The 333-nt window shown below is 47.4% G+C and carries 1 pseudogene; it reads left to right on the forward strand.

Annotated elements, in window-relative coordinates:
- A pseudogene (locus tag PROVRUST_RS18775) lies at positions 1-333 on the forward strand (contractile injection system protein, VgrG/Pvc8 family); the annotation flags it as partial.

Below are 333 nucleotides of genomic sequence, written 5' to 3' on the forward strand. Positions count from 1 at the left end.
CAAACTGAAGTCCTCCATTTTACGGATAGCCAGCGCGGCTATGTGTATGACAAAACCCTACCATTAAATAGCCCATCTGGGCTGAGCGATAACCATGCTGACAGTGTTTGGGGATTATCTTTGCGTCATCAAGTGGTTGAAAACAGTGTTTTTGCCAAAGACTATAACCATCAACTTGCAGAAGATACCTTAATCTCCGCCGTTGCAGACATGACCCGCGGTGATGGAGAGAAAACCAACTACGGGGATGTTTACCACTATAAAGGCCGCCACCTAACCCGTGGGGATAAAATTCGCCCTGAAACGGAAACCGCTAACTTCTGGGCAAGACTC

Source organism: Providencia rustigianii DSM 4541 (assembly GCF_000156395.1).
In the GTDB taxonomy this organism is placed as follows: domain Bacteria; phylum Pseudomonadota; class Gammaproteobacteria; order Enterobacterales; family Enterobacteriaceae; genus Providencia; species Providencia rustigianii.